This is a genomic window from Marinobacter subterrani (assembly GCF_001045555.1).
Taxonomy (GTDB): Bacteria; Pseudomonadota; Gammaproteobacteria; order Pseudomonadales; family Oleiphilaceae; genus Marinobacter; species Marinobacter subterrani.
The window spans coordinates 1,011,749-1,036,524 of sequence record NZ_LFBU01000002.1; the positions used below are offsets into that span (position 1 = coordinate 1,011,749).

A 24,776-nucleotide genomic window follows, 5' to 3' on the forward strand; every position below is an offset into this window, starting at 1 on the left:
ACGCGCGAAAGTTGAATGCGTCACCAGAGCGGAATAGATAATGGGATATCAGATTAATAGGTCAGCCGGTTGGCTGACTTGCCATTTCCTGAGGAAGGAAATGGTGCCGAGGAGAGGACTTGAACCTCCACGGGGTTGCCCCCACTAGCACCTGAAGCTAGCGTGTCTACCAATTTCACCACCTCGGCAGGTGATTTGCAGGACGTTAGTTTGTTGAAAACTGTACGTTTCTGCCAGCGGTGAGGATTGTCCCTCAACCGATGGCGCGTACTTTAATAATTCCGGTCTGGGCTGTCAAACGTTTTTTTGCAAAAAGAATGGCAGGTATTTGTGCCTATTCCTGGCCGGTTGATAGGCAGAAGCTACATCTCAACGTTATACTCCATTGCAAATGAATTCAGACTGTGCCGTGGTGGCACAGCAGTTAAAGCAAGGATCCGAATGGTTTCCAGGAAGAAAAACGACCGGGATCCTCACGCCAGTCGTGAGGCCCAAAAATACGATAACCCTATTCAAAGCCGGGAATTTATCCTCTCGCATCTCAAGGATCGCGGGGCTCCCGCAACACATGAAACATTGTGTTCCGAGCTTGGCCAGTCTTCGGAGGAGGGCATTGAGGCCCTGCGCCGGCGCTTGATTGCCATGTGCCGGGACGGGCAGCTTATCTGCAACCGTCGTGGCGCCTACCTCCCCATTGAGGAAGCCGATCTGGTGACCGGTCGGGTGATCGGCCACAAGGATGGCTTTGGCTTTCTGGTGCCGGACGACGGCGGCTCTGACCTGTTTCTCACCGCCCGCCAGATGCGGCAGGTGTTTCATGGTGATCGCGTGGCCGCACGGGTTGATCGTATTGATGATCGCGGCCGGCGTGAGGGTGTCATCGTCGAAGTGCTGGAATACCGGACCAGCCAGACGGTGGGGCGTCTCTTCCAGGAGAGTGGAATCAGCTTCGTTGTTCCGGAAAACGCCCGGATCAACCACGAGGTGCTGATTCCCCAGGAAAATTGCGGCAATGCCCGCCACGGCCAATATGTTGTGGTGGATATAGTCCGTCAGCCCACCGTGCGCACCCAGCCATTGGGTAAGGTGGTCGAGGTCCTTGGGGAGCACATGGCGCCGGGGATGGAAATTGACGTTGCCATCCGCTCCTACGACATTCCCCATAGCTGGCCGCCCGCTGTCGGCGAGCAGACAGCGGAAATTCCGGAAGAGGTCACAGAAAAAGACAAGGCCAACCGGAAGGATATCCGGAATCTACGGCTGGTAACCATCGACGACGAAACTGCCCGTGATTTCGACGATGCCGTGTATTGCGAGCCGAGGCCGCGTGGCGGCTATCGCTTGCTGGTCGCGATCGCCGACGTTTCCCACTATGTGCGGCCGGGTACACCGCTGGATGAAGAGGCGGTGAATCGAAGTACGTCGGTTTATTTTCCGGATCACGTCGTGCCGATGCTGCCGGAAAAACTGTCCAATGGCCTTTGCTCACTGAATCCGGGGGTGGATCGCCTTTGCATGGTGGCCGATATGACCATCAGCGCCGCAGGTAATATCAGTAGTTATAGCTTCTATCAGGCGGTGATGTTCAGTCATGCGCGGCTTACCTATAACAAGGTAAGCACCATGCTGGAGCATCCGGACACCGAGCAGGGTTACAAGCTGTGTGAGCAATACGCCAATGTCCTCCCGCAGTTACACAATCTCTATGGGCTCTATCAGTTGTTGCGCAAGGCCCGCACTGAGCGTGGTGCGATCGATTTCGAAACCACCGAAACCAAGATTGTGTTTGATGCCGACCGGAAGATAGAAGAGATCGTGCCGGTGCAGCGCAACGATGCCCACAAGATCATTGAGGAATGCATGCTGTGCGCGAACGTTGCGACAGCGCGATTCCTGAAAAAACACAAGCTCCCGGCACTATACCGGGTCCATGATGGCCCTTCAGAAGAGCGACTCAATGCGGTTCGGCTGTTCCTGGGTGAGCTGGGTCTGCAGTTGGGGGGCGGTGATTCGCCCACATCCGCTGACTATCAGGCATTGCTGTCCAGTATCAAGGATCGCTCGGATGCCAATGTGATCCAGACGGTTATGCTGCGTTCACTCAGCCAGGCTGTCTACAGTCCGGAAGAGGGCGGCCACTTTGGTCTTGGTTATGCGGGTTATGCTCACTTCACTTCGCCGATCCGACGTTACCCGGACCTTATCAATCACCGGGCAATCAAATCTGTTATCCACGGGGGGCAGGCTTCCAAGGATGTTGTTGTGCCTCCGAAACCGGATCCCGAGCTTGCCGAGTATCCTTACGATATGGCCCGGATGGAGCAGTTGGGTGAGCACACCTCGATGGCCGAGCGGCGTGCCGACGATGCCACCCGGGATGTCATGGCCTGGCTGAAGTGTGAATACCTGAGTGATCATGTCGGTGAAGAGTACGATGGCGTCATCGCTTCCGTCGTGCCCTTTGGCTTCTTCGTTGAGCTCTCGGGGGTTTACATAGAAGGGTTGGTGCACGTTTCGACCCTAAGCGGGGATTTCTTTCATCACGATTCAGCCAAGCATCGCCTTATTGGTGAGCGCACAGCAATGAGTTTCCGGCTTGGTGATGAGGTTCGTGTGAAGGTCGTTCGGGTTGGAATGGAAGACCGGAAGATAGACCTGGAACTGATCAGTGAGCCCGTGCATCGACAGGCGGATCGCGACGCGCTCCAAGTTCCTGATAAAGGTGAGCGAGGCAAGGGGAAGCGAGGTGCCAGCAAAGGTGGCAAATCGCCCGGCAGAACCAAGCCTGGCCAGAAAGGTGCGTCAGCCGGCGAGTCTGGCCCGAAACGCCCGAGGAAACGCCCGGCGTCTCAGAAAAAGGCAGGCCCCGAGGCCTTCGATGACGATGAAACGCCTTCTGCCAGGGATGAGCTGATTGCCCGGGCTGCCAAACTTGCCCTGAAGAAAGGAAAGAAGAGCGGCGGCGCGAGCAAAGACGATAAAAAAGCCAAGCCGCGAAAATCCGGCAAGTAACGGGAAGAGTAAACAGTGTCCGGAGAATTTGTGTTTGGCTGGCACGCGGTTGAGGCCGTTCTCAAACGTGAGCCTGAACGATTGCAGCAGGTCTGGATCCAGACCGGCCGGCAGGACAAGCGGGTCAAGAGCATTACGGATGCATTGGATACGCTGGGCGTGCGCTGGAAGGTGGTGCACCGCAGGGAGCTTGACGAGCGGGTTGCCGGGGTGCATCAGGGTATTGTGGCGGCGGTCATTGAAAGCCGCGAATGGACGGAAGAGGATCTGCTGGCGCAACTGGCGGGCAGTGACAAGCCACCGTTTCTGCTGGTGCTCGACGGAGTAACCGACCCCCACAATCTGGGGGCCTGCATGCGGACCGCCGATGCCGTGGGTATCCAGGCGGTGATTGTGCCGAAAGACAAATCAGCCTCCCTCACACCGGTGGCCCGCAAGGTCGCCTGCGGTGCCGCCGAGACGGTGCCGTTCGTAAGGGTAACCAATCTCGCGCGGTTCCTCCGGAATCTGCAGGATCAGGGCGTGTGGCTGATCGGCACCGCGGGTGAGGCGGATGCCACGCTTTACCAGGCCAACTTCAAGGGGCCGGTGGCGCTGGTGATGGGGGCCGAAGGCAAGGGCATGCGCCGATTGACCCGTGAGCATTGCGATCAACTGATCAATATCCCCATGCTGGGCCATGTGGACAGCCTCAATGTATCCGTGGCTACGGGTGTTTGCCTATACGAAGCCCTGCGCCAGCGGCTTGGTTAACCCTTGCACACAGGGCCCTGCCCGCCTAGAATACGTCACCCCTTTTCTAAGGGGTGGTTTTGTATTGCCTGAATGATGGCAGTGCAAATCCTCGCTTTTGATCGAGCCTTTCTTGTAAAGCCTTATTGATAAAGCAAAAAGAAACCGGCAGCCCAGGCTGTCAACTCCTTGCTTTCATGTTTGCCGGCTGCGAATTTTCAGTTGGTCCGGTAAAAAGGAAGCTGTTTAAACCGTAGGGAGAACTCATGCGTCACTACGAAATCGTTTTTATGGTACATCCGGATCAGAGCGAGCAAGTGCCCGCGATGATCGAGCGTTATACCAGCGTCATCACTGAAGATGGCGGCAAGGTACATCGCCTGGAAGATTGGGGCCGTCGCCACCTGGCCTACCCGATCAACAAGATTCACAAGGCTCACTACGTACTGATGAACGTTGAATGTTCACAGGCCGCAATGGACGAGCTGACTCACAACTTCCGTTTCAACGATGCCATCATCCGCGACATGATCCTGCGCCGCGATGGTGCGGATACCGACCTGTCCCCGATGAAAGCTTCCGAGTCCCGTGAAGACCGTCGTGGCGGCGATGATCGCCCGCGTCGTTCAGCCGAATCTGACGAGCCACGTCAGCGTGCTGAAACCCAGGACGAAGAAGAGTAATTAACCGGAGTTGAGGAGTTAAGTTATGGCTCGTTTTTTCAGACGTCGTAAGTTCTGCCGCTTCACGGCAGAGGGTGTCAAGGAGATCGATTACAAGGATCTGGACACTCTGAAAGGCTACATCACTGAAACCGGCAAAATCGTGCCCAGCCGCATCACCGGCACCAAAGCACGTTATCAGCGTCAGCTGGCTACCGCTATCAAGCGTGCCCGCTACCTGGCACTGCTGCCGTACTCGGACAGCCACGATAACTAAGTAACAGAAACACAGGATTTGGGACCATGCGTGCACTTGCACAGTATGTAATGCGCGGTCCCCTGCAGGCAGGCGGGGTAGCAGCAGTAACCACTGCGATACCCCTGCTGTTCTGGATTGGCGCAGCCGTTGTCGGCCTGGTTATTCTCAGGCTCGGCATCAGTCAGGGGCTCAACATCGGGCTCTGGGCATTGCTGCCGGCACTCGGCTGGAGCATTTTCGGGCAAGACCCGACCGCTCTGGCGGTATTGCTTCAGGTAATGCTGATGGCCGCGCTTATCCGGACCACGCAGTCCTGGGAAAAGGCCCTCCTCGGGGGGAGTTTTCTGGGAATCGTCACAGGGCTGATGTTGCCTGTGATTTATCCCGGTTTGCTGGAGGATCTGGTCCAGGCCGGGGTGAGCTTTTACCAACAGTACAATGCCGAGATTGCCAAGAGTCTCGGGGATGATCTTGAGACGGTCATTCGGAACACCATGAACGCGAGCATGGCAGGCACCTACCTGGCAACGGGTGTGGGCGTGACCATGATGGCGCGGGCCTGGCAGGCAGGGCTTTATAACCCTGGCGGGTTCCGCACGGAGTTCCATGGCCTGAGGCTGTCATTGCCGATTGCCGTGCTGTGCGCGGTAACCATGGTGGTGGGTCCGTTGCTCGGGCTTAACACCATGCTGCTGGCCTGGGCCGCGGGAACCCCGCTGTTTCTGGCTGGTCTGGCTCTGGTTCACGGCATTGTTGGGTTGAAAAAGCTGAGTGGGCAGTGGCTGGTGCTGTTTTACGTCGCACTGGTTCTGTTGGGCCCAAGTCTGATGATTCTGTTAGTGGTTCTGGCTTTTGTGGATAGCTGGCTGGATATCCGGAGGCGTGTAAAGCCCGCCGGGCCGGCTGAATAAAGCACGAAGAGGTTAACGAGATGGAAGTTATTCTGCTCGAGAAAGTTGCAAACCTTGGCTCCCTGGGTGACAAGGTAAAGGTCAAGGCCGGTTACGGTCGTAATTTCCTGCTTCCGTATGGCAAGGCTGCACCTGCCACTGAAGCAAACCTGAAGGCGTTCGAAGAGCGTCGTGCCGAGCTTGAGAAAGTGGCTGCTGAGAAGCTGTCTGCTGCCCAGGCCCGCGCCGAGGCTCTGGAAGGTGCGTCCTTCACCATCAGCTCCAAAGCGGGTGAGGAAGGCAAGCTGTTCGGCTCTATCGGTGTGCGCGACATCGCTGACGCAATCACTGCCGGTGGTACCGAAGTCGAGAAGAGCGAAGTTCGTCTGCCAGAAGGTCCGCTGCGCGTGACTGGCGAGTACGACATTGAGCTTCAGCTGCACTCAGACGTCGAAGTAACCATCAAGCTGGCGGTTGTTGCCGAGTAATCCGTTTTCCCTGAAAGCGGTGCCGGGGTTTCCCCGGCCTTGGTAATACGCCGGCGGCCGGTGCGGTCTTTTTCAAGGCTGCGACCGGCCAGCCCAACAGGCCCGAACCGCATCTTGCGGCTTTCGGGCCTGTTGCTTTCTGGTATGCTGTTACCGTGCGTTAACCCTCTCCCATTGCTGCGGCAGGTCGCTTAAACTGTCGTGGTTCTGACGTCCAACTGAAGACTTTTTCATGGCCAAGCCCAATCTGAAGCCCGCGAGCACCGATCTCGAAACCAGTCGCATCAAGGTTCCTCCCCACTCCGTTGAGGCGGAGCAGGCGGTGTTGGGTGGCCTGATGCTGGATAACCGCCGGTTCGACGAGATCTCCGAGATTATCTCGGCTGTCGATTTCTATCGGCAGGATCACCGGTTGATCTTTGGCGCCGTGGAACGCCTTGCCAGCGAAAGTGAGCCGCTGGATGTGGTGACCCTCGCCGAGTTTCTGGAGCGGGCCGGCGATATCGAAGATGCCGGAGGCTTGTCCTATCTGGCCGAGCTGGCGGAGAAGACGCCGGGCGCGGCCAACATCCAGGCCTACGCCAATATTGTTCGGGAGCGTTCGGTGCTTCGGCAACTGGTGGAGGTGTCCGGCAAGATCGCCGATTCCGCGTTCAACCCCCAGGGCCGGAACAGCAACGAAATCCTGGATGAGGCCGAGCGGAATGTATTCCAGATCGCCGAGGCCAGGGTCAAGGAAGGTTCCGGGCCCCAGGCCATCAACCCGATTCTGGCCAAGACCCTGAGCCGGATCGAGGAACTGTTTGAGTCCGGCGAGCAAACCACCGGCCTGACCACGGGCTTCAAGGATCTGGATAACCAGACCTCGGGTATGCAGCCCTCGGACCTGATTATCGTGGCCGGGCGGCCCTCCATGGGCAAGACCACCTTTGCCATGAACATCGTGGAGAACGCCCTGATCAGCACCGGCACACCGGTGTTGGTGTTCAGCATGGAGATGCCGGCCGATGCGCTGGCCATGCGTATGCTCTCGTCACTGGGGCGTATCGACCAGACCAAGGTCCGGGGTGGCAAACTGGAAGAGGACGACTGGCCCCGCCTGACGTCCGCGGTCAGCCTGCTCAAGGACAAACCGCTTTATATTGATGATACGCCGGGCCTGAGCCCCACCGAGCTACGCTCCCGTGCCCGGCGGATTGCCCGCGAGAACGGCGGCAAGATCGGCCTGATCATGGTCGACTACCTGCAGCTTATGCGCGTGCCCGGCAACACCGAGGGCCGGACCGCGGAGATTTCCGAGATATCCCGGTCATTGAAGGGGATTGCGAAGGAACTGAGCTGTCCTGTGGTGGCTCTGTCCCAGCTCAACCGAAGCCTTGAGCAGCGGCCCAACAAGCGCCCGGTCAACTCGGATCTGCGGGAATCTGGCGCGATCGAGCAGGATGCTGACGTGATCATGTTTGTCTACCGGGATGAGGTCTATAACGAGGACACGCCCGACAAGGGCATTGCCGAAATCATTATCGGCAAGCAGCGTAACGGCCCCATCGGCACTATCCGCCTGGCGTTTATCGGTAAGTACACCAAATTCGAGGACCTGGCCCACGGCGACTATAGCGACTATGGCGGGGAGTATTGATGCCGCGTAGTACCGTCGCCCGGATTGATCTGCAAGCGCTTCGGCGCAATTACCTGGCCGCCTGCAGCCGTGCCGGTGGCGCGCAGGTGATGGCCGTGGTCAAGGCGGACGGATATGGCCATGGTATCGGCCCGGTTGCAGCGGCCCTGGATGGCCTGGCCCCGAAATTTGCGGTGGCCTGCCTGGAGGAAGCTCTGGCTATCCGTGACGCCGGGTTGCAGCAATCGGTCGTGCTGCTGCAGGGCGTTCATGCCGGTGGCGATCTGGCTGATTGTGAGCAGGGCGGGTTTGAACCGGTCCTCCACAGCGTCCAGCAGGTTGAATGGCTGGAGCGTTCGGGCAAACGCCCGGCCTTCTGGTTGAAGGTGAACAGCGGCATGAATCGTCTGGGCTTCCACCCTGTCGATCTTCCTTCGGTGGTTGCCCGGCTGCAGGCCATGGGCGTAGATCACGAGCTACTCGGTTTCGTGACTCATTTTGCCTGTGCCGACGATCCGGACAGTACAATGACTGCGGAGCAGACCTCGGTTTTCGAGCGGGCAACGGCGCCGTTTGAGGGGCGGATGAAAAGCGTTGGTAATTCGGCAGCGCATTTTCTGCCCGACCAGCCGCTGTATGATTGGAGCCGCCCGGGCATCATGCTCTATGGCGGCTCTCCGATGGTTGGCAAGACCGGGCCGGAGCTTGGCCTGGCCCCGGTGATGTCGCTGGAAGCGCCGCTGATCAGTACCCGGGTTGTACCCGCCGGGGAGTCTGTCGGCTACGGCGGCAGTTGGGTTGCCGACCGCAACACCCGGATGGGCATGGTGGCCATCGGCTACGGTGACGGCTATCCCCGGCATGCCGGAACCAACACGCCCGCCGCAATCAATGGCCGGCGAATCCGGCTCATCGGCCGGGTTTCGATGGACATGCTGGCGGTGGATCTGACCGCAGCGCCGGAAGCCCGTGAAGGCGACAGTGTCGAATTGTGGGGGCAAACGGTCGGTGTTGATGAAGTGGCTGCCTGTGCCGGTACCATTTCCTATGAACTTCTGACCGGTATTACCGCACGGGTAAGGCGGCAATACCGGTAGGCCCGGCGGGGGAGCGGTCAGGCCGGCTCCGGCTCGTGAATGATTTCCTCGATAAAGTCGAGAATGGCAGCCAGGCTTCGGTCATCGAGTTTTTTCAGAACCTTGTGAACCACCATCTTGCTGCCCTTGAGCATGCTGCTGATGCCCATTCTGGCCATGCCCATCATCATGCTGCTGGCATGCAGCCGTCTGAGCGGCTCAAGGAAAAAGAAATCCAGACCTTCTTCGGTCATGTCCACGATCAGGTTGAAGAGTTTGTCGATGGCTTCCTTGTCGGCCTTGCCGCGTTCGCGAAGTTCGCCGACGGTATACAGGGCTCGGGTTCTGAGTTCATCGGGAATCGGTGCGACAATGTGGCTCTGTTGTTTCAGCATGGCGGTTCCTGTTGTTGTATGCTCCCGAAAGGGAAGTTAAAGAATCAGTTTCAGGCGGAATGATAGTGTAGGGGCCGGAAATGGTAAGCCATTGGCCAGACCGGTTCCGCAATACCGTCACATCAGTGATATCCGGAGGCATTGAACCCGCGTGCATGTACTTGTCGTTCACGATTACGGACCCCTGGGGAAAATTTTGCTGGAGCGGTTGCGGGAAACGCACCTGCATGTCAGCCCGTTGCTGGTCAGTGACCCCACCAATGCCGATCTGGACGCGCTGGAGAACTGGATTCCCGAGGATACCGACCTGATCGTGAATGCGCTCTGGATGGCGGACCCCGAAGCTGCCGAGAAGGACCCCGAGGGCGCTCACATGGCGGCTTTTTCGTTGCCGGTGGCCATGGCTGAATTTGCCCGTGACCACGGCATGGCACTGCTCCAGCTGTCCTCCTGTTACGTCTTTGATGGCCGCAAGCAGAGTGGCTACATTACCTCCAACCCCGGCCAGCCGGTCAATGAACTGGGCAACTGGCAGTGGGAATGCGAGCAGGCGCTGCGCACGCTCCTGCCCAGGCACTTGATCCTGCGCACGGGCTGGAGCCTGGCGCGGTTTATCCGCAAAGTGCAGGCCAGTACCTCAGCCGGGGAGACTCTGTCGCTGCCCGGACGATGCCGGGGCCAGCCGGTGGCGGTTCGGGACCTGGCGCGGGTGATGGCGGCGGTGGTGCTGCAGATTGATTGTGGCGCCGAGGTGTGGGGTACCTACCAGTACGCTGGCGCCGAGGAGATCAATCTCTATGAGCTTGGGCTGGCGATTGCAGGCCTTCCGGGTATTCCGCAGGGGATCCGGGTAATTGACGACATGCCCGACTGGGGACCCCTTGAGCCGGTGAACACCACGCTGGTCTGCACAAAGATCCGGAATACCTTCGGTATCAAGCAGCTACCCTGGCGCTCCGGGCTGGTGGATGAGCTGTCGATGCTGAAGCAGACCAATGGCCGGGAAGTGGCCGGCGAGCCCGCAGGATAACTCGCGAGCCGGCCGGTCGGGGCAGGGATCAGTTGGATTGCCGGGAGAACTCGCGGGTAACCAGTTGCAGGGCCTCCACGTCCAGCAGTTCCACTTCCCGGCCACGGGCCTTGATAATGCCCTGGTTCTGGAACCGGGTGAACACGCGGCTGACGGTTTCCACCGCAAGCCCGAGGAAGTTGGCGATATCGTTCCTCGCCATCGGCAGGCTGAAATTGGTGGGCGACATGCGCCTGCGCTGGAACCGGCTGGACAGCGACAGTAGCAGGGCGGCAATGCGTTCTTCCGCCGTGTTCTTGCTGAGCAGCATGGCGAGCTGGTTGCTGTTCTGGATTTCCTGGCTCATCAGGTGGTACATGTGGTGCTGCAACTCTGGCAGCTTGCCGGTCAGTTCCTCCAGTTTATCCACCGGAAATTCGCAAATGCTGGTGCGTTCCAGTGCCCTGGCTGTGCACGCGTAATTCTGACTGCCCAGGCTGTCGAGCCCGACCAGCTCGCCGGGCATGAAAAACCCGGTGACCTGCTCTTCACCACCCTCGGTAATAATCGATGTTTTGATCGACCCGCTTTTCACCGCGAAACAGGAGCGGAAGGGTGTGCTCTGGTCGAAGATGTGCTCGCCGCGATTGAAGATTCGCCCCTGCTGGACAATATCTTCCAGCCTGTCCAGGTCATTTTCTTCAATGGCCAGGGGAAGGCACAGGTTGCTCAGGCTGCACTGATGGCAGGACGCCTTGAGCGGCGATGCCTGACGAAACGGGATTGCTTGGGACATAGGTGGTGATCCGTCCGGTTTGATCCATATCAAGACTGTACCTTAATACGGATAGCTGTCTTTGCCAATGATCAAGCAGGATGATCTGAGAATATAATTTTCAAAAATAAGGGCCCGGGGGCCCTTACTGTTACTGCACTCACAGCTTTTCGAATACCAACGACGCGTTGGTTCCACCAAACCCGAAACTGTTGGACATCACGGTGCTCAGTACTCCCTCGCGACTTTTCGGGCCCACGATGGGAATATCGCTGATTTTTTCGTCCGGATTGGTCAGGTTTTTGGTGCCGGCGATAAAGCCGTTCTGCAGCATCAGCAGCGAATAGATCGCCTCCTGAACGCCGGCCGCACCCAGGGAATGTCCGGACAGGGACTTGGTGGAGGAAATGGCCGGAATTTCTGATCCGAAGGTGGCCCGGACCGCGCCCATTTCAGCCACATCGCCCACCGGGGTGCTGGTGCCATGGGCATTGATGTAGTCGATCTTGCCGCGGATCGTGGCCATGGCCTGCTTCATGCACCGCTGGGCGCCTTCACCGGAGGGGGCCACCATGTCGTAGCCATCGGAAGTGGCGCCATAGCCGGTCAGCTCGGCAATGATATTGGCGCCCCGTTTCTTCGCGTGTTCCAGTTCTTCCAGAACCACCATGCCACCGCCGCCGGCAATCACGAAGCCATCCCGGGCAGTGTCGAACGGACGGGAAGCCGTCTCCGGCGCGTCGTTGTACTTGGTCGACAGGGCGCCCATGGCGTCGAACATCATGGTCAGGCTCCAGTCTTCCTCCTCGCCGCCGCCGGCGAATACGATGTCCTGCTTGCCGGCCTGGATCTGTTCCATGGCGTGGCCGATACAGTGGGCACTGGTGGCGCACGCAGACGACATGGAGTAGTTCACGCCGCGGATCTTGTAGGCCGTGGCGAGGCAGGCGGACACTGTGCTCGTCATGATGCGCGGCACCATGTAGGGCCCGATGCGCTTCACACCCTTCTCGCGCATGATGTCCGTGGCTTCCACCTGACTGGAGCAGGAGGCGCCGCCGGAACCGGCGATAAGGCCGGTGCGGTCATTGGAAACCAGGTCATCGGTCAGGCCCGCCTGGGCAATGGCCTGTTCCATGGCCAGGTAGCTGTACATGGCGGAAGGCCCCATGAAACGGCGGATCTTTCGGTCGATTACGGATGTGTCGACATCCACAGAGCCGGCAATCTGGCTGCGGAAGCCCATCTCCTTGTAGGTTTCGTTGAAGCGGATGCCTGATTTCCCGTGCTTCAGGCTGTCCCTGACCTCATCCAGTGAATTGCCGAGGCAGGATACGATGCCCATACCGGTGACGACGACGCGTCTCATAAGTTCCTCCTTACCGATCGGCCGAAATGGCCGACCTTGCGATCAAGTACCTTATTTAACAGTCTAGGCCCTTTGGGCCGGATACGATATTTGACCTTGGTAAGGGGAGGTTAGTTCGCAGCTTCCCGCGCTTCACGCTCTACCATCTCGGGAGTTTCCAGGGAAATGCGCCCCAGCGTGCCGGCGCGAAATTCGTTGAGCAACACCTCCGACACCTTGTGCAGGTCCGGAATGCCGCCGCGACCAAAGAACCGGCGTTTTGTGGCGATACCGTCCATCAATGCCAGGCCGTCTTCAGGCAGTTCCTCGAATCCATAGCGGGCCTTGACCAGCTCCGGGTAGGCCGTCAGCAGGTACTCGGCCTCGAACATGGCAACATCCTCAAAGTCCAGCACCGCACTGCGAATGGCGCCGGTGACTGCCAGGCGATAGCCGCAGGCTTCCGGCGACAGCTTGGGCCACAGGAAGCCGGGGGTGTCGTAAAGCAGAATGTTGTTCGGCAGCTTGATCGCCTGCTGCGCCCTGGTGACCGCCGGCTCGTTTCCGGTTTTGGCGGCCGGGCGCCCCGCCAGGGTATTGATCAGGGTAGACTTGCCCACATTGGGAATGCCCAGAATCATCACCCGCAGTGCGCTTTTCTGGCGATCGTGATGCGGCGTCATGTCTTCGGCCAGTTTCAGGATCGCCAGCGCCTCGCTGCGCTGGTTGTGGCTAAGGGTAATGGCGCGCACGCCCCGCTCTTGCTCCAGCCACACCCGCCATTGTTCAGTGATCTCCGGATCGGCCAGGTCGCGTTTATTGAGAACCTTGATCAGCGGTTTGTCACCACGCAGGGCCGGCACCAGCGGGTTTTCGCTGCTGAAAGGAATGCGGGCATCCACCACCTCAATGATGAGGTCCATCTTCGGCATCACCTGTTTGATCTCCTTTCGGGCCTTGTGCATGTGCCCTGGAAACCAGTTAATTGCCATCTTTTTTGCTCCCGCTGTCGGTAAACGGCGCCATTATGAAGGGGAATGACGAAACTTTCACATTTGATTGGCCCCGCGCGGGTGGCGGGGTCACGGGGCAAATAGTGGGAAGTATGTATAAAAACAGGGCTTATCAGGATGAAAAGCGGGGGGCGGATGTTTTAGGGTGTAAGCCCTGAACGTCAAAATCAATGTAAATCGGTGGTATTCCAGTTGTGGCCACCCCGTTAACGGAGAATTTTATGAAGCTTGTAAAACTATTTGGCACTGCCCTGGTCGCCCTGAGCCTGTCGCTTCCCGTCATGGCCCAGCAGTCCGCGGGTGGGCCGCCGGACCAGGTTGATCAGTTGGCTAAAATGGTGGGCCTGACCGAGGAGCAGCAAACCGACATCCGTGCGATCATTGATAAGATGCAGGGCGAGATCGGCGAGCTGCGCATGCAGGCGCGTTCGTTGCAGGAAAAGATGCAGAATGAGATCAAGTCGGATTTTGATGAAGCAGCGATTCGCAAACACGCCGAAAAGCTGGGTGATGTAACCGGTGAGATCGCCGCCCTGTCCACTCTGATGCAGGCCAAGGTAGACAAGGTATTTACCCAGGAGCAGCGTGACGAGCTGGACAAGCGCATGAAGCAGATGCAGCAGCAGATGCAGCAGCGTCAGATGATGATGCAGCAACAACAGCAGCAGATGCAGCAACAGCAACAGAACCAGCAGGACCAGCAGGATCAGTAATTCAGCGATCTGTTGATTGTCAGTTGAAGAAAGAGGGCCGGCTCAGTCGACGGCCTTCACCGGAATCTGCATGGCGTTCGAGGCTTGGGGGACCTCGGGCACGGCAAGGCCAAGATTGTTTTTATCAAAGACTTTATCGGCGCGATAGCTGGAGCGAACCATGGGGCCGGACGGCACTTCCATGAAGCCTTTCTCCAGACCGATTTCCCGGTAGCGGTTGAACTCCTCCGGCGTCACGTAGCGTTCCACCGGCAGGTGGTTCGGGGTGGGGCGCAGGTACTGGCCCAGGGTCAGGATATCCACACCGATGGCGCGCAGGTCATCCATGGTTGCCAGGATTTCTTCCTCGGTCTCACCCAGGCCCAGCATCAGGCTGGTCTTGGTGAGCACCTCCGGGCGGTGCTTCTTGGCATGCTCCAGCACGCTGAGGGTTTTCTCATAGCCGGCGCGGGGGTCCCGCACGCGACTGGTCAGGCGTTTGACCGTTTCGACATTCTGGGCAAAGACATCCAGTCCGGAATCCACGACTTTCTCGACGTCGGACATAACGGCATCGAAATCCGGAGTCAGTGCCTCCACGGCCACTTCCGGCGTGCGCTGTTTGATGGCGGACACGCAGGCGGCATAATGCGCGGCACCGCCGTCGTCCAGATCATCACGGTCTACCGAGGTGAGCACGATGTAGCGAAGGCCCATGAGCTCCACCGACTTGGCAGTGTTCTCCGGCTCTTCATGATCCAGCCAGCCTTTCGGGTTGCCGGTGTCTACCGCGCAGAATTTGCAGGCCCGGGTGCAGACCGACCCCATCACCATGATGGTGGCGGTACCGGCGGTCCAGCACTCACCAATGTTCGGGCAATGGGATTCCTGGCAAACGGTACTCAACCGGTGCTCACTGACGTTCTTGCGCACGGCCTCGTAGCGCTCGCCTCCAGGCATGCGCGCCCGCAGCCATTTGGGCTTGCGCTCTACCGGTGTGGCTTCCTGCTTCGATGACCGCTTGACGCCATCCTTGATGGCTGAAAAGCCATGCTCATTGCGGAATTTGGAACCACTGGTAATGCGGGGCTTTGCGCTGTCGCTCATTGCAACCGGACTCTCATAAAGGCTTGGGGAACATTAAAGAGTAATGGGCTGGCGGGGGAGTTACAAGACAGATAGGGGCAATCACGAGGGTCCCGGGTACGACATTGGTCGCACCCGGTTGACCGTGGTCAAGCCCGGGCTTTGTCCAGGGCCTGGGTAATGTCGGCAATGATGTCGTCGACATGCTCGATGCCGATCGACAGCCGCACCAGGTCCTCACTCACCCCGGCACTTTTCAGTTCCTCCGGGCTCAGTTGGCGGTGGGTTGTGGTGGCAGGATGGCAGGCCAGGGATTTCGCGTCACCGATGTTCACAAGGCGCAGGATCAGGTCCAGCGCATCAATGAATCTGGCGCCGGCTTCCCGGCCCCCCTGGATACCAAAGCTCAGGATACCGGAAGCCTTGCCGCCACAGATCTTGTCGCAGGTAGCCTTGTATGGGCTGTTGCCCAGAGCCGCGTAGTTCACCCATTCCACCGACGGATGACTCTGCAGGAAGTTGGCGACTTTCTCGGCATTCTCGCAGTGGCGCTCCATACGCAGCGCCAGGGTTTCCAGGCCCTGCATGATCAGGAAGGCATTGAACGGCGCCAGGGCGGCACCGGTGTTGCGCAGCGGCACCACACGGCAGCGGCCAATGAAGGCGGCGGGGCCGAGGGCATCGGTATAGACCACGCCGTGGTAGGACGGGTCCGGCTCGTTCAGCATCGGGAACTTGTCGGCGCTGGCCTTCCAGTCGAACTTGCCGGAATCCACCACCACGCCTGCCACCGTGGTGCCATGGCCGCCGATGTATTTGGTGAGCGAGTGGATGACGATGTCCGCGCCGTGCTCAAAGGGGCGGCACAGGAACGGCGTGGCGACGGTATTGTCTACCATCAGCGGAATGCCATGCTTGTGGGCAATCTCGGCCCAGCGCTGGATGTCCACGACGTTGCCCGCCGGGTTGCCGATGGATTCGCAGAACAGGGCCCGGGTGTTGTCATCAATGGCCTTTTCCACGGCATCGAAATCATCGTGGGGCACCATCCGGCAGTCAATGCCCTGGTTCGGCAGGGAGTGGGCAAACAGGTTGTAGGTGCCGCCGTAGAGCTGGCTGGTGCTGACGATGTTGTTGCCCACCTTGCAGATGGTCTGCAGGGCGTAGGTGATGGCGGCCATGCCAGAGGCCACGGCCAGGGCGCCCACGCCACCTTCCAGTTCGGCCATCCGTTCTTCCAGGACCGCGTTGGTCGGGTTCATGATGCGGGTGTAGATGTTGCCCTGAACTTTCAGGTCGAACAGATCGGCACCGTGCTGGGTGTCGTCGAAGGTATAGGAGGTGGTCTGGTAGATCGGCGTGGTCGCCGCCCGGGTTGTGGGGTCGCTCTTGAAGCCTGCATGCAGGGCGAGGGTTTCCGGTTTCATGTCAACGGTCCTTGCTGGTGTGTTGTTCTTTGTGTGAACTAGGGTTATGTTTGGCACAACCGGGATTAGCTGGGAATCAGCGGGATTGAATGGGGAGAATTCAAGCACATCAGGCATTTAGAAGTAACCGGGCGGCCAGCTTGTGCCAAATGTAGCGCCAATCACAATAAGCCCGATATATCATCAAAGCTCTCAAGTTTGGCGCGATGTTTGGCACTTGATCAGAGCGCCGATTCTGTTCGAGGCCAGAAACAGAATTGAGTCGAGGCCTGATCAGAAAAAACGCCAGGCGTCATGATCAAAGCCAGCCCGCAGACCACACCGCCCTGCCTATTACCTCCAGCTCGTTCAGCCTGTCCCTGGGGACTGTGACGGGCTGGTACTGTTTATTCTCACTGATGATCACCACGCCGTCGAAATTGCGCTGCAGGCGCTTGGCGTAGAGGTGATCGTCCAGGCGCAACACGTAGATGCCCTCGCCCTCAATCGTGGTCCTGGTGTGGTCGATCAGGACCGTGTCGCCGCTGTGTAGTACCGGCTCCATGGAGTCGCCGTCAATGCGGATGGCGGAGAGCTGCTCCGGCGTCAGCCCTTTCTTGCGCAGGCTGTAGCGCGTAAAGCTCAGGTGGGTCAGTACCCTGGAGTGCTCGTTCCAGGCGCCGTCTCCGGCGCTGCACTGGGCATCATAGAGCGGCACGAAGGCGTAGTCTTCCATGCCTGCAGGTTGTGGCACCTCCCTCTTCAATTCCTCCTTGCTGAAGCCGAACGCCAGCCAGTCGGCACCAACATCAGCTGCCGAGGCGATCATCGCCAGGCGATCGAGTGTCGGGAAGGTCTCGCCGCTCAGATAACTGCGTATGGCACCTTCTGAGAGTCGGCACTTGCGCGCAAAAACGCGCGCGCTATCGGAACCCATCGCGATTTTTAGGCGCTCCCTGAATGCGTCAAAGTTGTTTGTATCAACTTTGACGTCGTCTATTTCTCCTGCTTGCTCCGTCATAGTTACCCTAAAGCATTGAAAAAAATGCAAATAAATTAAAGGCGGCCAGTAAATGGCGCGCCTCGAACTTTGACGCGATGCACACATAAAAATGCAGATATTCTTTTATCTGAAGCTAATGCACTTTTATCCGCTTGCACGACACATAAATCCGCGCTATGTTTATTTCCTAGAACACGATAGACGACCCAAAAAAACGCCACCGAGGTGACGCATGAAAACCAAGATTCCGACCGATCCAGAACTGCTGTGGGAGTGGGTGAAATTCCAGCTCCGTATGCGTGGATCGTCCCTTGCCAAGGTTGCCCAGGATCTGGGCGTTTCCAGGCAGTCTGTCAATAACGTCAAGCGCGTGCGGTACCCGCGTGTTGAGCGGGCCATTGCCCGGAAGCTGGAACTGGCTCCCCAGGACATCTGGCCCGACCGCTGGCATCCGCACGGCGCGCCGCTCCGCGAACGTCCGAATGTGGGAGAACGCAAGGAGCAGGTATGCACTAAGCATACAAAATCTAACGCTATCGCGCACTGTCAACTGGCGCGGAGCGCATAAATATGCGCAGGGTCAAAGACACCGCCACGATTGACATCTTCGAGGTGCCCCAGCCGGTGGTCCCGCTGCCAGGCAGTGGAAACTATGCCGCCCAGGTAAGCGAGCTGGTGGGCGCTGTCTTGAAGCACTCCCCACACGATCGTTACGAGATCGCGGCCCAGATGAGCCGGCTGTCTGGCGACGACGTGTCCAAGCACATGCTGGATGCCTGGTCGAGCCCGGGCCGGAGCGAGCACAACATTCCGCTGTACCGGGTTCCGCTGCTGGAAGAGGTGTGCCACACCCACGCCTTTACCGACTGGATGGTGCACATGCGCGGCGGCCGTGTGGCCTACGGAAAAGAGGCGCTGGCGGCGCAGTACGGAAAGATGCAGCAGATGAAGGACCGGCTGCAGCACGACATGAAGGAACTGAAGCGACTGATGGGAGAAGAGGAATGAAGCAGTCTGACCTGACGAAAGATCACCACCAGGCATTCGCGGTCGCTGCCTGCCTCGGAAGCGAAGAAGCCATACAGGTCATGAGTGACCTTATATCTCAGGCTATCGCAGAGGGCATGACCGCTGTCGAGTTCAGTGTACGGATACAGAAGTCTGGCCCCTACAAGCTGCTTGAAAGGGCTGGGCAGATTATCGATGAGGCTCTAACCGCAGCGCCTCAGGAGGCCAGCGACTTTACCTGGGGGCCTGCCACTTGGGCCCTGAAAGAAATGTCCAAGTATGCCTATGAGAGCTGGGGGATCACTGACCAGTCCGTGAGCATCCGGATATTGCACCAGGCAGCTCTGACGAGAGCCCAGCCAGAAAAGTTACTGGCCGGACTTTTCAACTCCCTTTCGGGTGATGTTAAGAAGGATCGGAAGTAATGCTCTCGACCTTGCGTAAGACCGTTTCGGCAATGATCCGGGCATCCGAGTTTTCTGGCCGCCCTTCTATTTCAGCCTGCAGCTCAGCGATAACGGCCTCTTTCGTTACTGGTCGACCTTTCATCATGAGCTTCTCCACGCACTGGCCGAAGTATGAGTGCCACACGCCAGCAGCGGCAGTCCGCATGTTCTCAGCTCGGGTGCGCTGCATCTCTTCAATATCAAAATCTGTTCCCTTTGCCATGGGGGCTCCTTTTGCCTTGGTTGGTTTGGTTGGCACCTCTAACCATAGCGGAGGGGTGAGCCCCGCCAATTCCGGGGGGATCGGTCATGAACTGCCGCACGTCTCCCATGGTCCAGTCTTATTTCACGGCGGCTGAGCTGGCAGGAATGCCAGGTGTACCCACCAGCGTGAGCGCGCTTATTCGCCGGGCCAAGGCGGAAGGCTGGGACTTCAAAAAGCGCAAGGGCAAAGGCGGTGGCCGCGAATACGCCTTTGCCAGCCTCCCCCAGGAAACCCGGGACGCCCTGCTGGAACGCCTGGTGGACAGCGCCGAGCCGGACCATCCGGTACAGACCAGCACCGCCACACCGACCCCGGCCCGCAAACCGGAAAGCTACGAGCAGTTGAACGAGACCCAGCTGCAGGTGATGGGCGCCCGGGTGGCGCTCGTGCGGGAGATCGAGCGGCTGTGCACCCTGACCACCCAGCAGAAGGCCATTCAAACGTTAGTCGCCAAGGCGGCCCTGGGAGATCTAACGCCGTATCTGGCCGAGCGGGCGGTGCTGGCGAATGATCGCAAGACCGCCACGCGCAACCTGTCCGAACGCACCCTCAAGCGCTGGCTCTCCGACTTCCGGGAGCACGGCGAGCGGGCCCTGGCCCCGAAGCGGCGCAAGGCTGACATGACCGTACCGGAGTGGCTGCCCCGGTTCCTCAAGTTCTATCAGCGCCCCCAGAAGCCCCCGGTAGCGGCGGCCTACCAGATGTTTGTGGAGCGCTCACCTGGTCCGCACCCATCCATCGACCAGGTGTACCGGCAATTGCGCAAGATGAGCCCGGAGGCCCGGGAGCGTGGCCGCATGGGGCCGCGTGACCTGAAGGCGGTTCAACCTTTCAAGCGCCGCACCTTCGATCACTTGTGGCCAAACGATGTGTGGGTGGGCGATGGTCACACCTTCAAGAGCGAGGTGATCAACCCGATCACCGGCCAGGCCTTCAAGCCGGAGATCACCATGGTGATCGACTGGGGCACCAAGCGCATTGTCGGTGTTGCCGTCAACCTGGCCGAGTCCATCCTGGCCACCCTGGACGCCCTGCGGGACGGCATCACCCGCAACGGCATGTTCGCCGTGTTCTATTCCGATAATGGCGCCGGCTTTGACAACGACCCGGTGCGGGAAGTCGTCGACCGCCTGGGCGGCACCTTCACCAACGCGCTGCCCTACAACTCCCAGGGCCGGGGCATCATCGAACGGCCGCACCAGTCCATCCTGATCCGCTACGCCAAAACCCTGGACAGCTACATCGGCCCGGACATGGACAAAGAGGCCGCCACCCGGGTGCACAAGCTCTCCCGCCAGGCCATCAAAAACGGGCTGAAGCCGCTGCACATACCGAGCTTTCAGGAGTTTTACGACGGCCTGTGCGACGCCGTCGAGCGCTACAACCACACCCCGCACTCGTCGCTGCCCAAGATCCGCGATCTGGAGACCGGCCGGATGCGCCACCAGAGCCCCATGGAAGCGCTGGCCAGCGCCGAGGCGGAAGGCTGGGAGCCGGTGAGCGCCGAGGCCGACCTGGTGGCCTCACTCACCCGGCCGCAGGAAGTGCGCAAGACGCACCGGGGCGAAGTGCGCATCAACGGCGGCATTTACTTCCTGGACCTGCTGCGGGACTTCCACGGCGAAGAGGTCAAGGTGGCCTGGGATTACCGCGACGAGACCCGCGTGGGCGTGTTCACCCTGGAGGGCGAGCTGCTGGGCGAGGCCGAACTGAACGGCAACGCCACCCCGGCAATGCCTCAGAGCATGATCCAGCGCGCCGCTGACAAGCGTGTGAAAGGCCAGCTCAACCGCCTGGGCACCAAGGCCAAAACCATCACCGGCCAGGACGTGGAGATCCGCGTGATCGAGCCCCTGTCTGCCAATGACGACAACGAAAAGCTGCTGGAAGCCGGCCGCGCCAAGGCCCGCGAACTGGCGGCACCGAAGGCCGAAACCTTCCAGATACCCGAAGACCCCACCCAGCGGTACCACCTGTGGCACGCCCTGGATAAACGCCAGAGCGCCGGCGAGACGCTGGCCGAGGCTGAACGGAAGTGGTGGGAGAGCTACCCGAAAACAACCGGATTCCGCGCTATCCAGCGCGTGATGGAAATGAGTGCCAGCGGGAATGCGCCCGCCGGCACTCGGAAGGCCATGTAAGCGCATGGCCCTGACACCCAAGCAAAAACCTCAGGAGTTTATATGAGCGTCAACACCATTGTACCACTGACCAACGTCGGCCTGCTCGCCCACGCCGTGGAGAGCGCGGCCAACCGGCCCCCCGAGCTGCCCGGCCTGGTGGTGATGTACGGCCCGAGCGGCTACGGCAAATCCCTGGCGGCCGCCTACGCCGCCAACCTGCACCGCGCCTACTACGTGGAGTGCCGGGAGAGCTGGACGAAAAAGGCTTTCCTGGTCGCCATCCTGCGGGAGATGGGCATCATCCCCATGAAAACCCTCAGCGAGATGGTCGACCAGGTGGCCGAGCAGCTCAGCCGGTCCGCTCGCCCGCTGATTGTCGACGACGTCCAGTACGTGATCGACAAGGCGGCCGCCAATGTGTTGACCGACATCTACAACGCCAGCCAGGGCACCCTGATCCTGATCGGCGAGGAGCGTGTGCCTACCTCCATGGCACGCCTGGAGCGCCTGCACAACCGGGTACTGGAATGGGTGCCTGCCCAGAAGGCCAGCCTGAACGACGTGCGCGAGCTGGCCAGCCGCAGCTACCCGGATGTGGACATGGACGACGATCTGCTGCAGGCCGTGAACGACCGGGTGCGTGGCTGCCTGCGCCGGGTGGCCGTCAACCTGTACCGGATCCACAGCGAGGCACTGGCCAACGGCTGGGAGCGGGTGGACCTGGACACCTGGGGTGAACGCACCATCCATACCGGTCAGCCGCCGGCGCGGAGGGGTTGATCATGGCGAAGACCACCACCCGCAAACCCGTGCACCTGGAAGCCCAGGGGCCAAAGGGCGACCGCCAGTCGATGTGGGAAATCATGCGCAAGCTGCACAAGGGCGGCGAGCCGATCACCGTGCGCGACGTGTGGATGCTGGGTGCCGAGTGGGCCCCGAAAGGTCGAGTGCGCGATTACATGGCAGGCCTGGTGGCCGCCGGCTACCTGCGCCCCATCGAAGGCGCGCCGGGGCCATCGGTGCAGTACGAGCTGGTGAAAGACTGCGGGCTGGACGCCCCCCGGGTTCGCAAGGACGGCACCGAAGTCACCCAGGGCCGAGGCCGCGAGCAGATGTGGCGCACCATCAAGATCATCGGCGAGTTCACCTCGCAGGATCTGGCCCGAGCGGCCAGCACTCCGGACTTCCCGGTGGCCGAGAAAACCGCCAACGAATACTGCGTGATGCTGGCCGGCGCCGGGTACCTGCAAACCGTGCGCGCAGGCCGCCCCGGGCGGTTCGCCCGGTACCGCCTGATTACCAGCCGCTGGACTGGGCCCCGCGCACCGATGATCCAGCGCCTGAAACAGGTGTTCGACCCCAACACCGGCGAGGTGGTGTACACCCGCCACGGCCGCGACGGCGGAGGTGACGCATGAAACGCACCGTCGATATCTCCGCCTGGGGCGAGGAGCCCCGCGCTGGGTGGAGCTGCTGGCCGCTGAAGTCCGGGCCAGCAACCGCACCCGGACCGCCGAGCGCATCGGTATCTCGCGCACTGCCGTGTCGCTGCTGCTGGCCAATAACTACTCCAGCCCCAGCACTGACCGCATGGAGCGCCGGGTGCTCGAAGCCCTGGACGGCATCCACTGCCCGGCCCAGGGAAAGATGATCACCACGGAGCAATGCCGGCCTACCGCGAGCGGCCAGCCCCCACCCACAACCCGATGGCCATGCGTATCTGGCGCACCTGCCAGGGCTGCACCAACAACCCCAACGCGGCGGCCACCGGCCCCGAGCGAGGCAAGAACCATGTATAGCGTTCCCTACCTTGAGCACTACGCCGACCGTTACGTGGAGCTGCACCTGAAGGGCCACGGCATAAGCCTGGAGCAGTACCTGGCCAACCCGCAGCGCTACGAACACCTGGCAGACGAGCCCTTCCCGCTGTTGCCAAAGCAGCGCCAGGCGCAAGCCCGTATCGACGCCGCTGAGGTGCCCGTGCCGGTAGAAGCGGAGGTAGACCACCTGCCGCGCCGCAACGGCACCGTGGTGGAGATCCTGCACCACCACCGCCACCCGCGCCGCAAGCCGTCAGGCATGCCGGGATGGAGCCGCACATGACGATCGTTTGCTTTGATCAGTACCCCGTCGAGATCGACGAGCGATTCCTGCAGCAGATGATCCGCCAGCGCCACCGGGAGCGCACCCTGGAGTGCCTGCAAGCCCACGGCGGCTGTGCCACTGGCGCGGAACTTGTCGCGGCCACTCGCCTGCCGGTGGTGACGGTCGACCGGGCCCTGGCCGGGCTGATCGCCGATGGGCGCGTGCGCACCGCCGCCAGCATGCAGGGCCCGATGTACTGCATCACCACCGTGGGCCGCTGCGACTGGTGCGGCCTGGTGGACCATCACCTGGTCGAGGGCGCCTGCCCACGCTGCAGCTACCCCACCATCTCCGAATCCCGCCCGGCCGCCCGGGCACTTGAAACAACCAAAGGAGCAACATCATGAGCAATGCCAACAAGAGCCCGAACCTTGAGGGCTACCGCACCGACGCCCGGGCCGCCTGATCCCGGAGGACCAAATCAAGGAAGTGGACAAGCTGCGGACGAGCTGGTCTACGGCCTGGTGGATCGTGCCAAGGCCCTGCGGGAAGAGCTGCGGGACTTCAAAGGCGACGCCTTCAGCGAGATTCACGCCTTCGTGGAAACCTCTGCCCAGGAGTACGGCGTGCAGATGGGTGGGCGCAAGGGCAACGTCCAGCTGGTGAGCTTTGACGGCCGCTACAAGATCCAACGCGCCATTCAGGAAAGCATCAGCTTTGATGAGCGCCTGCAGGCGGCCAAGGCCCTGATTGACCAGTGCCTGACCGAATGGACTGCCGACGCCCGCCCTGAAGTAGCCGCCATCGTGCAGGACGCCTTCCGTGTGGACCAGGCCGGCAACATCCGCACCGGCCAGGTGCTGGGCCTGCGCCGCCTGAACATCTCCGACGCGCGCTGGCTCAAGGCTATGGACGCTATCAGCGACGCGGTGCAGGTCACCGGCTCCAAGAGCTACATCCGCCTGTATGAGCGCGTGGGCGAAACCGACCAGTACAAAGCCATCAGCCTAGATATCGCGGGAGTGTGACATGAGCGAGCAACCGAAAAAGCCAATGGGCACCCAGGCCACCATCACCATCGAGGCGACCGATCAGGGTGTCCAGGTGGGACTGAGCTTCGCGGACAAGTACCGGGGCCTGGGCAGCGACGAAACCGCCGTGCAGCACCTGGCACTGGTGGGCGTGGAAGCCATACGCGACGCCATCCACGAGATGTTCAAGGTGAAGGAAGAGCAACTGCTTCGCCCGGTGGCCACTACCAAGAGTCACTAAGCGAAACGCCCTACGGGGCGTCTGCCAGGCGTGGTGGCCTGGTACTGATGAGCAGCCAAACAAACCGGAGTGCCGAGCGATGCCTGATATGGAACGACTGACTGACGAGCTGC

The 24,776-nt window shown here is 60.2% G+C and carries 28 protein-coding genes, 1 tRNA gene and 1 other RNA gene; 21 read left to right on the forward strand and 9 right to left on the reverse strand.

Annotated elements, in window-relative coordinates:
* Nucleotides 1-101: 101 nt before the first annotated feature.
* Nucleotides 102-188: transfer RNA gene (locus tag msub_RS20560), tRNA-Leu, on the reverse strand.
* Nucleotides 189-441: 253 nt separating this feature from the next.
* Between msub_RS20560 and rnr the strand changes: the two genes are divergently transcribed.
* The 8 genes from rnr to alr all read left to right on the forward strand — a co-directional run bounded on the left by rnr (nt 442) and on the right by alr (nt 8,758).
* Complete coding sequence (gene rnr / locus msub_RS20565; RefSeq protein ID WP_048497952.1) at nt 442-3,012, forward strand: ribonuclease R; 2,571 nt, start codon at nt 442-444, stop codon at nt 3,010-3,012.
* A 15-nt stretch (nt 3,013-3,027) separates the two neighbouring features.
* Nucleotides 3,028-3,765: a 23S rRNA (guanosine(2251)-2'-O)-methyltransferase RlmB gene (rlmB, locus tag msub_RS20570; RefSeq protein WP_048497953.1), complete on the forward strand. Its 738-nt coding sequence runs from the start codon at nt 3,028-3,030 to the stop codon at nt 3,763-3,765.
* A 245-nt stretch (nt 3,766-4,010) separates the two neighbouring features.
* Nucleotides 4,011-4,427 (forward strand): 30S ribosomal protein S6, encoded by a 417-nt coding sequence (rpsF, locus tag msub_RS20575; protein ID WP_048497954.1) that lies wholly within the window; start codon nt 4,011-4,013, stop codon nt 4,425-4,427.
* A gap of 25 nt (nt 4,428-4,452) precedes the next feature.
* Entirely contained in the window at nt 4,453-4,683 is a 231-nt protein-coding gene (gene rpsR / locus msub_RS20580) for a 30S ribosomal protein S18 (RefSeq protein WP_007154918.1), read from the forward strand.
* A gap of 26 nt (nt 4,684-4,709) precedes the next feature.
* The gene (locus msub_RS20585; protein WP_048497955.1) at nt 4,710-5,576 is read left to right on the forward strand and encodes a YybS family protein; all 867 of its coding nucleotides are present in this window, start codon (nt 4,710-4,712) and stop codon (nt 5,574-5,576) included.
* Between the two features lie 20 nt (nt 5,577-5,596).
* Nucleotides 5,597-6,043 (forward strand): 50S ribosomal protein L9, encoded by a 447-nt coding sequence (rplI, locus tag msub_RS20590; RefSeq protein WP_048497956.1) that lies wholly within the window; start codon nt 5,597-5,599, stop codon nt 6,041-6,043.
* A 232-nt stretch (nt 6,044-6,275) separates the two neighbouring features.
* The gene (gene dnaB / locus msub_RS20595) at nt 6,276-7,682 is read left to right on the forward strand and encodes a replicative DNA helicase (RefSeq protein ID WP_048497957.1); all 1,407 of its coding nucleotides are present in this window, start codon (nt 6,276-6,278) and stop codon (nt 7,680-7,682) included.
* Nucleotides 7,682-8,758 carry an alanine racemase gene (gene alr / locus msub_RS20600; RefSeq protein ID WP_048497958.1) on the forward strand — a complete coding sequence of 359 codons (1,077 nt, stop codon included), beginning with the start codon at nt 7,682-7,684 and terminating at the stop codon, nt 8,756-8,758. The genes dnaB and alr overlap by 1 nt, the downstream gene beginning before the upstream one ends.
* A 17-nt stretch (nt 8,759-8,775) precedes the next feature.
* On the opposite strand, the gene msub_RS20605 is transcribed toward alr, so the two are convergent.
* Nucleotides 8,776-9,132: a hypothetical protein gene (locus msub_RS20605; protein WP_048497959.1), complete on the reverse strand. Its 357-nt coding sequence runs from the start codon at nt 9,130-9,132 to the stop codon at nt 8,776-8,778.
* Nucleotides 9,133-9,283: 151 nt separating this feature from the next.
* Here msub_RS20605 and msub_RS20610 point away from each other — a divergent pair, with 151 nt between their 5' ends.
* Entirely contained in the window at nt 9,284-10,162 is an 879-nt protein-coding gene (locus msub_RS20610; protein ID WP_048497960.1) for a sugar nucleotide-binding protein, read from the forward strand.
* Between the two features lie 28 nt (nt 10,163-10,190).
* Here msub_RS20610 and fnr read toward each other — a convergent pair whose 3' ends face one another.
* The 3 genes from fnr to ylqF all read right to left on the reverse strand — a co-directional run bounded on the left by fnr (nt 10,191) and on the right by ylqF (nt 13,256).
* Nucleotides 10,191-10,937, reverse strand: a complete 747-nt coding sequence (gene fnr / locus msub_RS20615) for a fumarate/nitrate reduction transcriptional regulator Fnr (protein WP_048497961.1) — start codon at nt 10,935-10,937, stop codon at nt 10,191-10,193.
* Between the two features lie 139 nt (nt 10,938-11,076).
* Nucleotides 11,077-12,285, reverse strand: coding sequence for a beta-ketoacyl-ACP synthase I (fabB, locus tag msub_RS20620; protein WP_048497962.1), 1,209 nt, complete (start codon nt 12,283-12,285; stop codon nt 11,077-11,079).
* 110 nt (nt 12,286-12,395) lie between these two features.
* Nucleotides 12,396-13,256 carry a ribosome biogenesis GTPase YlqF gene (ylqF, locus tag msub_RS20625; RefSeq protein WP_048497963.1) on the reverse strand — a complete coding sequence of 287 codons (861 nt, stop codon included), beginning with the start codon at nt 13,254-13,256 and terminating at the stop codon, nt 12,396-12,398.
* Between the two features lie 242 nt (nt 13,257-13,498).
* Between ylqF and msub_RS20630 the strand changes: the two genes are divergently transcribed.
* A complete protein-coding gene (locus msub_RS20630; RefSeq protein ID WP_048497964.1) occupies nt 13,499-13,990 on the forward strand; it encodes a Spy/CpxP family protein refolding chaperone in 492 nt (163 codons plus the stop codon).
* A gap of 42 nt (nt 13,991-14,032) precedes the next feature.
* On the opposite strand, the gene lipA is transcribed toward msub_RS20630, so the two are convergent.
* From lipA to msub_RS20645, 3 genes are all read right to left on the reverse strand, one after another.
* A complete protein-coding gene (lipA, locus tag msub_RS20635; protein ID WP_048497965.1) occupies nt 14,033-15,076 on the reverse strand; it encodes a lipoyl synthase in 1,044 nt (347 codons plus the stop codon).
* 128 nt (nt 15,077-15,204) lie between these two features.
* On the reverse strand, nt 15,205-16,482 hold the full coding sequence (locus msub_RS20640; protein ID WP_048497966.1) for an O-acetylhomoserine aminocarboxypropyltransferase/cysteine synthase family protein: 1,278 nt from the start codon (nt 16,480-16,482) through the stop codon (nt 15,205-15,207).
* 298 nt (nt 16,483-16,780) lie between these two features.
* Nucleotides 16,781-17,482, reverse strand: a complete 702-nt coding sequence (locus msub_RS20645; RefSeq protein ID WP_048495465.1) for a S24 family peptidase — start codon at nt 17,480-17,482, stop codon at nt 16,781-16,783.
* A gap of 214 nt (nt 17,483-17,696) precedes the next feature.
* On the opposite strand from msub_RS20645, the gene msub_RS20650 reads away from it, so the two are divergent.
* From msub_RS20650 to msub_RS20660, 3 genes are read left to right on the forward strand one after another with little or no spacing between them, the layout of a single operon-like run.
* Nucleotides 17,697-18,032: a helix-turn-helix domain-containing protein gene (locus msub_RS20650; protein WP_053077943.1), complete on the forward strand. Its 336-nt coding sequence runs from the start codon at nt 17,697-17,699 to the stop codon at nt 18,030-18,032.
* Nucleotides 18,033-18,034: 2 nt separating this feature from the next.
* Nucleotides 18,035-18,472: a hypothetical protein gene (locus tag msub_RS20655; RefSeq protein ID WP_048495464.1), complete on the forward strand. Its 438-nt coding sequence runs from the start codon at nt 18,035-18,037 to the stop codon at nt 18,470-18,472.
* Nucleotides 18,469-18,897 carry a hypothetical protein gene (locus msub_RS20660; RefSeq protein WP_048495463.1) on the forward strand — a complete coding sequence of 143 codons (429 nt, stop codon included), beginning with the start codon at nt 18,469-18,471 and terminating at the stop codon, nt 18,895-18,897. Before msub_RS20655 ends, msub_RS20660 begins: the two co-directional genes overlap by 4 nt.
* Here msub_RS20660 and msub_RS20665 read toward each other — a convergent pair.
* Complete coding sequence (locus msub_RS20665; RefSeq protein ID WP_048495462.1) at nt 18,878-19,141, reverse strand: hypothetical protein; 264 nt, start codon at nt 19,139-19,141, stop codon at nt 18,878-18,880. The genes msub_RS20660 and msub_RS20665 overlap by 20 nt on opposite strands.
* Before the next feature lie 86 nt (nt 19,142-19,227).
* On the opposite strand from msub_RS20665, the gene msub_RS20670 reads away from it, so the two are divergent.
* The 8 genes from msub_RS20670 (at nt 19,228) to msub_RS21400 (ending at nt 24,724) form a co-directional block, all read left to right on the forward strand.
* Entirely contained in the window at nt 19,228-21,324 is a 2,097-nt protein-coding gene (locus msub_RS20670; protein WP_197083804.1) for a DNA-binding protein, read from the forward strand.
* Nucleotides 21,325-21,366: 42 nt separating this feature from the next.
* Nucleotides 21,367-22,086: an AAA family ATPase gene (locus tag msub_RS20675; RefSeq protein ID WP_048497967.1), complete on the forward strand. Its 720-nt coding sequence runs from the start codon at nt 21,367-21,369 to the stop codon at nt 22,084-22,086.
* A gap of 2 nt (nt 22,087-22,088) precedes the next feature.
* Complete coding sequence (locus tag msub_RS20680; RefSeq protein ID WP_048495460.1) at nt 22,089-22,724, forward strand: hypothetical protein; 636 nt, start codon at nt 22,089-22,091, stop codon at nt 22,722-22,724.
* Between the two features lie 46 nt (nt 22,725-22,770).
* The gene (locus tag msub_RS21915) at nt 22,771-23,409 is read left to right on the forward strand and encodes a hypothetical protein (RefSeq protein ID WP_197083910.1); all 639 of its coding nucleotides are present in this window, start codon (nt 22,771-22,773) and stop codon (nt 23,407-23,409) included.
* On the forward strand, nt 23,406-23,798 hold the full coding sequence (locus tag msub_RS21695; protein ID WP_156182733.1) for a hypothetical protein: 393 nt from the start codon (nt 23,406-23,408) through the stop codon (nt 23,796-23,798). The genes msub_RS21915 and msub_RS21695 overlap by 4 nt, the downstream gene beginning before the upstream one ends.
* A gap of 3 nt (nt 23,799-23,801) precedes the next feature.
* Nucleotides 23,802-24,419, forward strand: coding sequence for a DUF3164 family protein (locus tag msub_RS20700; protein WP_319803343.1), 618 nt, complete (start codon nt 23,802-23,804; stop codon nt 24,417-24,419).
* A gap of 1 nt (nt 24,420) precedes the next feature.
* Nucleotides 24,421-24,663 (forward strand): hypothetical protein, encoded by a 243-nt coding sequence (locus tag msub_RS20705; RefSeq protein WP_048495455.1) that lies wholly within the window; start codon nt 24,421-24,423, stop codon nt 24,661-24,663.
* An RNA gene (locus msub_RS21400) (hammerhead ribozyme type II) lies at nt 24,662-24,724 on the forward strand. Before msub_RS20705 ends, msub_RS21400 begins: the two co-directional genes overlap by 2 nt.
* Nucleotides 24,725-24,776 lie beyond the last annotated feature (52 nt).